An 11571-nucleotide genomic window follows, 5' to 3' on the forward strand; every position below is an offset into this window, starting at 1 on the left:
TCGGCGCCCACCGGCCGGGTGCTCGACGTCATCGAGTTGCTGGCGGGTTCCGGCGATACGGGGCTGCGGTTCTCCGATGTGGTGAGCGCACTGGGCCTGACGCAGGCCACCGCGCATGCCATCCTCAAGACCTTGTGCGACCGGGGCTGGCTGATCCGCGACCCCGCGGGCAAGACGTTCGCGCTCGGGCCGGGCCTGGCCGTGGTGGCGGCGCGAACCGAGGCTGCCCGACCATTGGCGCATGCGGCTCGCATTGCCGCACAAGAGCTTTCAGAGCTTCTCGGGTATGCCGCCTCGGTGGTCGAGCGGGCCGGTGCCGAGCTGGTGATCACCGCGTTCGAGGGCGCCGGATCGGGCGGTCCCCCGACGGACCGTATCCGTTACGCACCGCCGTTCGGCGTCGCGTTCGCGGCCTGGGATTCGCCTGCCGAGCAACGCGCCTGGATCGACCGGGCGCCCACCGCGGGCAGCACGCTGACCGAGCGGCTCGTCGAGGTGCTCGCGCAGACCAGGGACCGCGGATTCGACGTCGACTGGACGACACCGGATCTCACTCGGGCGGCACAGGTGGTCGGCGCGCTGCCGAGCGACGGCCTGCCCGATCACGTGCGCGACATCACCGATCAGCTGCTCGCCGAGTTCACCACCATCGGTCTGGCCCCGGTCGGCGACGCGGCCCGCAGATCCCAGCCGGTGGCCACGATCGCCGCACCGGTCTTCGGCGCTCACGGCCGGGTCGCGCTGATCCTGTCCGTCCACCCGTTGCGGCCCATGACCGCGCGCCAGGTGGACACCGTTGGGCAACGGGTCAGGCGGGCCGCCGATCGGCTGAGCCGATCGTGAAGCTGAACTCCGCGACTCCTTCGACGCCGCCGGACACGACATCGCCGGGCTGCATCGGACCGACCCCGGCCGGGGTTCCGCTGTAGATGAGGTCACCTGGTGCCAGGTCGATGGCGGACGAGATCGCGCTGATGACCTCCGGGACCGACCAGATCAGGTCCTTCAGGTCGCCATGCTGCTTGAGCTCACCGTTGACCCGCAGCCAGATCTCGCCACTGTCTGGATGACCGACCTCTGAGACCGGATGAATCGGCGTGCACGGCGCGGACGCGTCGAAGCCCTTGGACCAGTCCCAGGGACGGCTGAGTTTCTTGGCCTCGTCCTGTAGATCGCGTCGGGTCAGATCGACACCGACGCCGTAGCCCCAGACGAGGCTGAGCGCGTCGTCGGCAGCCACGTCCCGGCCACCGCCACCCAGCGCCACCACGAGTTCGATCTCGTGGTGGAAGGCCGAGGTCAGCGAGGGATAGGGCACCGCGCCCGCCGCGTCGATCACGGCGTCGGCCGGCTTCATGAAGAAGAACGGCGGCTCCCGGTCGGGATCCTTGCCCATCTCCCTGGCGTGGGCCGCATAGTTGCGGCCCACGCAGAACACCCGCCGGATCGGGAAGCGCTCCGGCCCGGTGCTCACCGGGAGTGACGCGTGCGGTGGGGGAGGGATCACGAAGTCGGCCATGGAAACCATCTTCCCCGGCCGGCCTCAGAACGCGTCGTTGTCCAGCTCCATGACGTCGCCGTCGACCGACTCGACTACTTCACGAACCGCCGTCAGCAGCGGCAACATGTTGTGCGCGAAGAACTTCGCCACCGCGACCTTGCCTTCGTAGAACGGCCGGTCGCGGTCGGTAGCGGTGGCCAGCGCGGTCCGGGCCACCTGCGCACCGACCAGCAGGCGCCAGCCGATCAGCAGATCGCCCACCGCCAGCAGGAACCGCACCGAACCCAGGCCGACCTTGTACAGCTGCTCTGGCTGTTCCTGGGCGGCCATCAGGTAGCCGGTGAGCGTTGCCGCCATCGACTGCACATCGGCCAGCGCCGTGGCGAGCCGGTCGATTTCGGGCTTCAGCTCGCCGCCGCCGGCGTCGATCGTCGCCGAGATCTGGGCCGCGACGTGGGCCAGCGCACCGCCCTGGTCGCGGACGATCTTGCGGAAGAAGAAGTCCAGCGCCTGGATGGCGGTGGTGCCCTCGTACAGCGAATCGATCTTGGCGTCGCGGATGTACTGCTCGATCGGGTAGTCCTGCAGGTAACCGGATCCGCCGAGGGTCTGCAGCGATTCGGTGAGCAGCTCGTAGGCCCGTTCGGAGCCGACACCCTTGACGATCGGCAGCAGCAGGTCGTTGACACGATGCGCCAGGCCGGCATCGGCGCCCGAGACATGTTGCGCCACCACGGAATCCTGATGCGCCGCGGTGTACAGGTACACCGACCGCAGGCCCTCGGCGTAGGCTTTCTGCGTGAGCAGGCTGCGCCGCACGTCGGGGTGCTCGATGATCGCGACCCGCGGTGCGGTCTTGTCGGCCATCTTGAGCAGGTCCGAACCCTGGATGCGTTCCTTGGCGTAGGCGAGCGCGTTGAGATAGCCCGTGGACAGGGTGCCCGCCGACTTCACCCCGACCGTCATACGGGCGTTCTCGATCACCCGGAACATCTGCGCGATGCCGTTGTGCACATCGCCGACGAGGTAGCCGACGGCCGGGATGCCGTGCGCACCGAAGGTCAGCTCACAGGTGGGCGAGGACTTGATGCCCATCTTGTGTTCGACGCCGGTGACGAACACGCCGTTGCGTTCGCCGAGTTCGAGGGTCTCGGGGTCGAAGTGGAACTTCGGCACGTAGAACAGGCTCAGCCCCTTGGTGCCGGGTCCGGCGCCCTCGGGGCGGGCCAGCACGAGGTGGAAGACATTCTCGGCGGTGTCGCCGACCTCTCCGCCGGAGATGAAGCGCTTCACCCCGTCGATGTGCCAGGTGCCGTCGGGTTGCGCGATGGCCCTGGTGCGTCCGGCGCCGACGTCGGACCCGGCGTCGGGCTCGGTCAGCACCATGGTGCCGGCCCAGCCCTTGTCCATGCTCATGCGCGCCCAGCGCTGCTGCTCTTCGGTACCCACCTCGGCCAAGGTGTGTGCCATCGCCGGGCCGAGGCCGTAGAAGAACATGGCGGATGGGTTGGCGCACATGATCATTTCCTGGATCGCCCATACCAGCGATGCGGGTGCCGGTGTGCCACCGGCATTCTCGGCGATACCGATGCGCCACCACTCGGCGTCCTTGACGGCCTGCACGGTTTTCGCCAGCGGGCCGGGCACCGTGATCTCGTGGGTGGCCGGGTCGAACTCGGGCGGGTTGCGGTCGCAGTCGGCGAACGACTCCGCCACTATCCCCTCGGCAAAGCGCGCGACCTCGTCGAGCATCGTGCGGGCGGTGTCGGTGTCGAGATCACCGAACGCGCCTGAGTCGAGGACCGGGCCCAAGGCCAGAACCTGGAAGAGATTGAATTCGATATCGCGAACATTGGCGATGTAGTGAGCCACGATCCGCAAGCGTCGCGGACGTCCGGGCAGGTACGCAACCGTAGGTTGCGGCAACCTACGGCTACGGAACCGGAGGTTGCCAGTTCAGTGCGACCTATGACCTACATCACAGTTGCTCGTGCACCTATCCTTGACCGAGTGTCCGAATCGTCAGTCGCCGAGCTGCGCTCCCGCCTCGACGGCCTGACCATCCGTGACGCGGACCGGCTGCGCCGTCGCCTCCGCAATCTCCGTGGCTCCGACCCGGCCAAGATAGCCGAACAGGTGGCTTCCGCCGAGGCCCTGGTGCTCACGCGCCAGGCCGTCGTGCCCGCCATCACCTATCCGGACCTGCCGGTCAGTGACCACCGCGACGAGCTGGCCAAGGCCATCAACGAGAACCAGGTCGTGGTCGTCGCGGGGGCGACGGGCTCGGGCAAGACCACACAGTTGCCCAAGATCTGCCTGGACCTGGGCCGCGGTATCCGCGGCACCATCGGCCATACCCAGCCCCGCCGGCTCGCGGCCCGCACGGTCGCGCAACGCATCGCCGATGAACTCGGCACCCCGCTCGGTGAGGCCGTCGGCTACACCGTGCGCTTCACCGATCAGGCCAGCGACTCCACCCTGATCAAGCTGATGACTGACGGCATTCTGCTCGCCGAGATTCAAAGAGACCGGCGGCTGCTGCGCTACGACACGCTGATCCTCGACGAGGCGCACGAGCGCAGCCTCAACATCGACTTCCTGCTCGGCTACCTGCGCGAGCTGTTACCCCGCCGCCCCGATCTCAAGGTCATCGTCACCTCGGCCACCATCGAGCCCGAGCGTTTCGCCGCGCACTTCGGCGGTGCCCCGATCGTCGAGGTGTCGGGACGGACCTATCCGGTCGAGATCCGGTACCGGCCATTGGAAGTCCCGGCACCGCCTTCGGAAGACGATGACCCCGACGATCCCGACCACGAGATCGTGCGTACCGAGGTACGGGATCCGACCGAGGCCATCGTCGACGCGGTTCGCGAGCTCGAGTCCGAGCCCCCGGGAGACGTCCTGGTCTTCCTGTCGGGGGAACGCGAGATCCGGGACACCGCAGAAGCGTTGAAGGACCTGAGGAACACCGAGGTGCTGCCGCTCTACGCGCGGCTACCCACCGCCGAGCAGCAGAAGGTGTTCCAGCCGAGTCATACGGCTCGGCGAATCGTGCTGGCCACCAACGTGGCCGAGACCTCACTCACCGTGCCGGGCATCCGCTATGTCGTCGATCCGGGGACCGCGCGGATCTCCCGCTACAGCCGCCGCACCAAGGTGCAGCGCCTGCCGATCGAGCCGATCTCCCAAGCGTCGGCCGCGCAGCGGGCCGGGCGTTCGGGACGTACCGCACCCGGCGTCTGCATCCGGCTGTATTCGGAGCAGGATTTCGAATCCCGGCCCCGCTACACCGATCCGGAGATCCTGCGGACCAACCTGGCCGCGGTCATCCTGCAGATGGCTGCCCTGCAACTCGGCGACATCGCGCAGTTCCCGTTTCTGGATCCCCCTGACGCCCGCAGCATCCGCGACGGTGTCCAATTGCTGCAGGAGCTCGGTGCGTTCGATGCCGCCGGCGCCCTGACCGACGTCGGACGACGGCTGGCCCGGCTGCCGCTCGACCCGCGCGTCGGCCGGATGATCCTGCAGGCCGACACCGAGGGCTGTGTTCGTGAGGTGCTGGTGCTGGCCGCGGCACTGTCGATCCCCGACCCGCGCGAGCGTCCTACGGACAAGGAAGAGGCGGCGCGGCAGAAGCACGCCCGGTTCGCCGACGAGCATTCCGATTTCATCTCCTACCTCAACTTGTGGAACTACCTGCGGGAGCAACGGAACCAGCGCTCCGGCAACGCTTTCCGGCGGATGTGCCGCGAGGAGTTCCTGCACTACCTGCGGATCCGGGAGTGGCAGGACCTGACCGGGCAGCTACGCAGCATCGCCCGCGACATCGGCATCCGCGAGAGTGATGAGCCGGCGGAGCCGGCCGCCATCCACGCCGCGCTGAGCGCGGGCCTGCTGTCGCATGTCGGGCTGCGTGAGGGCGAGGGCCGCGACTATGCCGGAGCCCGCAATTCCAGGTTCGTGCTGGCTCCCGGCTCGGTGCTGACGAAGAAACCGCCGCGCTGGATCGTGGTGGCCGACCTGGTCGAGACCAGCCGCCTGTTCGGCCGCATCGCCGCCAAGGTCGAACCCGAGGCGATCGAGCGGGTTGCCGGACATCTGGTGCAGCGCAACTACAGCGAGCCGCACTGGGAAGCCCGGCGCGGTGCGGTGGTGGCCTTCGAGCGGGTCACGCTCTACGGGCTGCCGCTGGTCCCGCGCCGCAAGATCGGCTACACACAGATCGATCCCGAGCTGTGTCGTGAGTTGTTCATCCGGCATGCGCTGGTCGAGGGCGATTGGCAGACCCGGCACCACTTCTTCCGTGACAACGCCCGGCTGCGAGCCGAACTCGAGGAGATCGAGGAGCGGGCCCGCCGGCGTGACCTGCTGGTCGGCGACGACGACATCTACGCCCTGTACGACGCCCGCATCCCGGCCGACATCGTCTCCGCACGCCATTTCGACGCCTGGTGGAAGAAGCAGCGGCACAAGACACCTGACCTGCTCACCTTCACCCGTGACGATCTGTTGCGCTCCGACGACGGCACCGACAACCCGGACACCTGGAAAGCCGGGGATCTCGAACTCCCGCTGACCTACCGGTTCGAGCCAGGGGCGGCCGACGACGGCGTCACCGTGCACGTGCCGGTGGGTGTGCTGGCCCGGCTCGGCGGTGACGGGTTCGCCTGGCAGGTACCGGCTTTGCGGGAGGAACTGGTCACCGCGCTGATCAAATCGCTGCCCAAGGACTTGCGGCGCAATTTCGTCCCCGCCCCCGACACCGCCCGGGCCATCCTGGGTGACATCGATCCGTCGGCCGGGTCGCTGTTGGACGAGGTGCAGCGCGAACTGCGCAGGCGCAGCGGCATTCTGGTACCGATCGACGCGTTCGACCTGAGCAAGGTACCGGATCATCTGCGCATGACCTTCTCCGTGGAATCGGCCGACGGCAAACAGGTGGCGCGCGGTAAGGACATCGACGCATTGCGCGAGCAACTGGCAGTGCCCGTCGCCCAGGCCGTCGCCGACGCGCTGGGCGGCGATCTGGAACGCACCGGATTGCGGGCCTGGCCCGACGACCTCGACGAGTTGCCCCGCACTGTGGAGAACGTCAGCGGTGGGCACACGGTCCGCGGCTACCCGGCCTTCGTCGATACCGGAAAAGCCTTCGACATCAAGGTGTTCGCGAACCCGGCCGATCAGGCTGCGGCCATGCGGCCGGGCCTTCGCCGCCTGCTGCGGCTGACCGTACCGTCGCCGGTCAAGGCGATCGAGCGAGGCTTGAGCACCCGGACCCGGCTGGCGCTCAACGCCAACCCGGACGGCACGCTGGCCGCGCTGCTCGAGGATTGCGCCGACGCCGCCGCCGATGTGATGCTTCCCAAGCCGGTGTGGACCAAGGCGGCGTTCACCGAGCTCGTCACGCGGGCCGGCAAGGAACTCGGGCCGACCACGCAGGCCGCGGTGAGTCGCGTCGAGAAGGTGCTGGCCGCGACGCACGAGGTGCACGTGGTGCTGCCCGACAAGCCGTCGGCGGCCCAGGCCGACGCCGTCGCCGACATCCGGTCGCAATTGGACCGCCTGTTGCCCAAGGGGTTTGTCACGGTCACCGGCGTTGCCCGGCTGAACGATCTGACCCGGTACGTCACCGCGATCGCCCGCCGGCTGGAACGGTTGCCGCAGGCGCTCGGCGCCGACCGGGACCGGATGTCGCGGGTGCACGCGGTCGAGGACGCCTATGACGATCTGGTTCAGGCGCTGTCACCGGGTCGGGCCGCGGCCACCGATATCCGTGACATCGCCTGGCAGATCGAGGAACTCCGGGTGAGCCTGTGGGCTCAGCAGCTCGGCACCCCACGCCCGGTCAGCGAGCAACGCATCTACAAGGCGATCGACGCCGTCGGCCGGTAGTCAGTCGATGCGATGCTCGATCTGGCCGACACCGTCCAGGGTCAGCGTCAGGGTGTCGCCGGGGCGCAACCAGTGCCCCGTCTCCATACCGCTGCCCCCGGGCAGCGTCCCGGTCCCGAAAAGCTCACCCGGATAAAGCGGTTCGCTGCGTGACGCATGCGCCAGCACCTCGCCCAGGCTGTGCTGCATGCCCACGCTGCTGACAGTGCTGAGGACCGACCCGTTGAGTGCCACCGAACCGGTGAGGGTGTCGATGCGCGGCAGGATCTCGTCGGCGGTGACCGCGGTATCCGACATCGAGCTGGCGAAATGTTTGGATTTCTGCGGGCCGAAGCCGCTGAGCATCTCCGGACGTTGCACGTCACGGGCGCTGAAATCGTTGAGCACGACGAACGCGCCGATCGCCTCGGCGGCTTCGGCCGCTGTCGCATTGAACAGCGGTGCGGCCAGGACGAATCCGATCTCCAGCTCGAAGTCCAGGGCCTGCGAATAGTCCGGCACCGCCACCGGGGTGCCGGTCGGCACGAACGTCTGCGCGTTGGACATGTAATAGATCGGCTGCTGGTAGAACAGCGGCTTGGGTTTGAACTGCGGCACCGGCCGGCCGGTGATCCGTTCGTACATCGCGGTCACCCGGTACAGGCCAGGGTGGAAACGCCGGATCAGTCCGCGGGCGGCATCGATGTTGTGCTGCTCGTACAGCATGAAGTCGCGGAACGACACCGGCTGGAACGGCAACAGATGCTCGCTGTGCCGCAGTTGGCGTTCGGCCGAGGCGGTCAGCCAGGAATCGTCGAACACCCGGCCACCGAGCGGGGTGAGATCGGCCGAGGCAACCCAATTCCCGTCGGAATCAAGCGTTTCTACGGTCAGGCCGGTGTCGGCGAGGACGCGGCGCAGCTTCACGGCATACGCCCGAGTTGCCGACGCAGGAACGCCGTCACGTGTCCGGCCACCACGTCGGGTTGCTCAAGCCATGGCCAATGGCCCGTCCCCGGCACCGGCTGCACCTCACAGTTACGGAAGATCCGCCGGTAGTCGTCGGTCTGTGTCAGTGGCACGTAATGGTCGTCGGCACCCCACACCACCAAGACGTCACCGCCGTAGCCGGCGAGCCGATCGATATACGGCGCAAGGGCGTCGGGGCCGGTGGACCGGTACAGCTTGAGCACGGCGTCGGGTGTCCCGCGGGCGAACATGTGCTCGGCGATCGAGTCGAGCGCATCGGACGGCAGACCGGGATCACGCATGGCGAGCACGCGACGCAGCACGGCCGGGTTGCCGATGCGCGACAGTGCCTCGGCGAGCACGGGTGTGCGCCACAACTTTGCGGCGAAGTGGTTGATCACCACCGGGGCGTTGATCAACGTGATGCTGGCGACCGAGTCCAGATGGTCGACGGCCCATGCGAGCGCCCATGGCCCACCGAAATCGTGGGCCACCAGATGCGCGCGCCGGACCCCGAGTTGATCGAGGAGCGCATCCAGGTGCGCCGCATAGGCAGCCACCGTGTAGGGCCACTGGGAGGGTTTGTCGGCGGCCCCGAATCCCGGCATCTCCGGGGCGATCACCCGCGCGAAATCGGAAACCGGCGTCAGCAACCGGTCCCACTTGGCCCCGGCGTTGTTGCCGTGCACGAACACCACCGCCTCGCCGGTGTCCGGCCCGGCCACACCTGCGACGAGCACCGGTGACCGGACCCCGTCGACAGCCAGCGTGCGGTGTTCGACGGGGCTGTCCATCAGCGGAATTGTACGGTCGCCTAAGGCTTGCCGCGCGTTTTCAACGGATCACTGCGTACCGGTGGCCACCCACGGCGCTCGCTCGGAAGTTGCGTCGTCAAGCACCAGCTCGGCCACCCGCGACCGATGCGCTTCGGCACTGCCTAGCAGTGCGGCATCGGTGGTGGCTCGCTTGAAGTACAGGTGCGCCTGGTGCTCCCAGGTGAAACCGATACCGCCGTGCACCTGGATGGTGTCGGCAGCAATCTTGGCGAACGCCGCCGACGCGGTGGCCTGCGCGATGCTGGTCGCCAGCGCCGGATCGTCGGTGCCCTCGGTCAGCGCCCACACCGCGTGATAGGTCGCCGACCGGGCGTGCTCCAGATCGACCAGGCAATCCGCCAGTCGATGCTTGACCGCTTGGAACGACCCGATCTGCCTGCCGAACTGCAGCCTCGATTTCGCGTACTCCACCGACAGGTCAAGCAAATGCTGTGCGGCGCCGACCTGTTCGGCCGCCAGCAGTGCCGACGCGACCTGGAAGGCGTGAGTGATGACGCGATCGGCCTCTCCGGTCCCGGCCACGAGTTGGGCGGGGGTACCGGTCAAGACGACAGTCGCCTGCGGCCGGGTGAGGTCGAGGGTGTGCAGCGCGGTGCGCTGTACACCCGGTCCGGCCGCGTCGACCGCGTACAGGGCCACGCCGTCGGGTCCGGTGGCAGCCACCAGCAACACGTCGGCGGCATCGCCGTCGACGACCCGCGCCACCGTGCCGGTCAACGTCCCGTCCTCGGCGGCAGTGACATTCAGCGCGGCCGCGTCGAAAGCTCCCGCCTGGTCCGGCACCGCGAAGGCTGCGGTGCGGGTGCCTTCTGCGAGTGCGCCGAGCAGTTCATCACGCACCGGACCGGCCGAGGCGGCGACGAGCGCCGGGATGGCCAGCAGCACGGTGCCGAACACCGGGCCGCAGGCCAGTGCCGCGCCGAGTTCCTCGACCGCGATGGCCTGGTCGACGAGCGTGCCGCCGGCGCCGCCGTCGGCTTCGGGAACCGCAAGGCCGAGCACGCCGAGTTCGCCACCCAACCGCGCCCAGACCGGCGGATCGAACCGGGGTTCGGACTCCATCAGGGCGCGCACGGTCTGCTCGTCGAAGTTCTCGGCGCAGAACTTGCGGACCGCTGTCCGCAACTGCGCCTGCTCGTCGGTGAATACGTACTCAGCCCCGCTGTTGGGCTGATCCGCAAGCTTCTCAGCCACGCGGGATCTCCTTCCACGGCATACCGGCATCGGCCCGCAGATCACCGGGCAACCCGAGGATCCGTTCGCCGAGAATGTTGCGCATCACCTCTGACGTGCCGCCTTCGATCGTGTTGGCCTTGCTGCGCAGGAAGCGCTGTTGGATGGGGCCGCGCCAGTCCTTGGCGTTCTCGTCCTCGTCTCGGTCACCCGAGCCGTAACCGTGATACAGGATCCCTTCGGGCCCAAGCAGATCCATGCACCACTGGTAGATGTGCTGGTTCAGTTCGGCACCGACGAGCTTTCCGATCGAGCCTTCCGGACCCGGACCGCCGGCGGTGGCGGCCGCGCGGGAACGTTCTGCGGTCAGCCGCTGGGCCTCGGAGCGCAGCCAGAGCTGGGTCAGCCGATCCCGCAGCACCGGGGTGCGCAGATCCGGGCGTGACGCCCACAGCGCCACGGCATCCGAGATGGTTCCGGCTCCGCGCCGGTTGCCGCTGCCGCCGAGCGCGCTGCGCTCGTTCATCAGCGTGGTCATCGCGACGTTCCAGCCGTTGCCCACCGCGCCGAGCCGATGGGCGTCGGGGATGCGGGCGTCGGTGATGTACACCTCGTTGAACTCGGCCTGCCCGGTCATCTGCCGCAGCGGCCTGGTCTCGACGCCCGGCCCGTGCATGTCCAGCACGAAGTACGTCAAGCCTTTGTGTTTGGGCACATCGGGATTCGTGCGGGCCAGCAACAGGCCCCAGCGGGCGCGGTGCGCCAGGCTGGTCCACACCTTCTGGCCGTTGAGCACCCACTCGTCGCCGTCGAGGACCGCGGAGGTGGCCAGCCCGGCCAGATCCGATCCGGCGCCCGGCTCGGAGAACAACTGGCACCAGATGTGTTCGGTGCTCGCCAGCGGCCGCAGCCACGACTTCTTCAGCTCGTCGGACTGAGCGTGTTCGCGCACCGTCGGTGCGGCCATGCCGTAACCCATCGGGTTCAGACCCAGCGGGACCGGCCCGCCGGCGCCCTGCAGGATGCGGTCGGCCACGGCCTGCAGACCGCGCGACACCCCGAGGCCGCCGAGGCCCTCCGGGAAGTGCACCCAGGACAGGCCGGCGTCGTAGCAGGCGGCCAGATACTCGGGAATCGGGACTTTCTTGGGGTCGTGGTCGGCCACGACCTTGCGGGCGAGGTCGGCGACCCGGTCCGCATCAGCGACGCTGCTCATCCAGC

At 68.3% G+C, this 11571-nt stretch carries 8 protein-coding genes; 2 read left to right on the top strand and 6 right to left on the bottom strand.

Going from position 1 to position 11571, the window contains the following annotated elements; all coding sequences use genetic code 11:
* Positions 1 to 18: 18 nt before the first annotated feature.
* Positions 19 to 843: an IclR family transcriptional regulator gene (locus BN2156_RS21200; protein ID WP_090516886.1), complete on the top strand. Its 825-nt coding sequence runs from the start codon at positions 19 to 21 to the stop codon at positions 841 to 843.
* On the opposite strand, the gene BN2156_RS21205 is transcribed toward BN2156_RS21200, so the two are convergent.
* Both BN2156_RS21205 and BN2156_RS21210 read right to left on the bottom strand, forming a co-directional pair.
* Positions 809 to 1519: a fumarylacetoacetate hydrolase family protein gene (locus BN2156_RS21205; protein WP_090516887.1), complete on the bottom strand. Its 711-nt coding sequence runs from the start codon at positions 1517 to 1519 to the stop codon at positions 809 to 811. The genes BN2156_RS21200 and BN2156_RS21205 overlap by 35 nt on opposite strands.
* A gap of 24 nt (positions 1520 to 1543) precedes the next feature.
* The gene (locus BN2156_RS21210; RefSeq protein WP_090517543.1) at positions 1544 to 3373 is read right to left on the bottom strand and encodes an acyl-CoA dehydrogenase; all 1830 of its coding nucleotides are present in this window, start codon (positions 3371 to 3373) and stop codon (positions 1544 to 1546) included.
* A 138-nt stretch (positions 3374 to 3511) separates the two neighbouring features.
* Here BN2156_RS21210 and hrpA point away from each other — a divergent pair, with 138 nt between their 5' ends.
* Complete coding sequence (gene hrpA / locus BN2156_RS21215; protein ID WP_090516888.1) at positions 3512 to 7393, top strand: ATP-dependent RNA helicase HrpA; 3882 nt, start codon at positions 3512 to 3514, stop codon at positions 7391 to 7393.
* Here the strand turns inward: hrpA and BN2156_RS21220 are convergent, their stop codons facing one another.
* Genes BN2156_RS21220 through BN2156_RS21235 form a run of 4 tightly spaced genes read right to left on the bottom strand, consistent with a single transcriptional unit; the run spans position 7394 to position 11566 of the window.
* The gene (locus BN2156_RS21220; protein ID WP_090516889.1) at positions 7394 to 8299 is read right to left on the bottom strand and encodes a fumarylacetoacetate hydrolase family protein; all 906 of its coding nucleotides are present in this window, start codon (positions 8297 to 8299) and stop codon (positions 7394 to 7396) included. It abuts the gene before it with no gap.
* Positions 8296 to 9135, bottom strand: coding sequence for an alpha/beta fold hydrolase (locus BN2156_RS21225; RefSeq protein ID WP_090516890.1), 840 nt, complete (start codon positions 9133 to 9135; stop codon positions 8296 to 8298). Before BN2156_RS21225 ends, BN2156_RS21220 begins: the two co-directional genes overlap by 4 nt.
* Positions 9136 to 9183: 48 nt before the next feature.
* Positions 9184 to 10401 (bottom strand): acyl-CoA dehydrogenase family protein, encoded by a 1218-nt coding sequence (locus BN2156_RS21230; protein WP_090516891.1) that lies wholly within the window; start codon positions 10399 to 10401, stop codon positions 9184 to 9186.
* On the bottom strand, positions 10364 to 11566 hold the full coding sequence (locus BN2156_RS21235; protein ID WP_090516892.1) for an acyl-CoA dehydrogenase family protein: 1203 nt from the start codon (positions 11564 to 11566) through the stop codon (positions 10364 to 10366). Before BN2156_RS21235 ends, BN2156_RS21230 begins: the two co-directional genes overlap by 38 nt.
* Positions 11567 to 11571 lie beyond the last annotated feature (5 nt).

Source organism: Mycolicibacterium neworleansense (genome assembly GCF_001245615.1).
GTDB classification, from domain to species: Bacteria; Actinomycetota; Actinomycetes; order Mycobacteriales; family Mycobacteriaceae; genus Mycobacterium; species Mycobacterium neworleansense.

Bases quoted from the DNA above. Each gene is read 5' to 3' on its own strand.
- BN2156_RS21225 (WP_090516890.1), bottom strand. From the start codon at position 9,135: ATGGACAGCCCCGTCGAACACCGCACGCTGGCTGTCGACGGGGTCCGG.
- BN2156_RS21205 (WP_090516887.1), bottom strand. From the start codon at position 1,519: ATGGCCGACTTCGTGATCCCTCCCCCACCGCACGCGTCACTCCCGGTG.
- BN2156_RS21230 (WP_090516891.1), bottom strand. From the start codon at position 10,401: ATGCCGGTATGCCGTGGAAGGAGATCCCGCGTGGCTGAGAAGCTTGCG.
- BN2156_RS21235 (WP_090516892.1), bottom strand. From the start codon at position 11,566: ATGAGCAGCGTCGCTGATGCGGACCGGGTCGCCGACCTCGCCCGCAAG.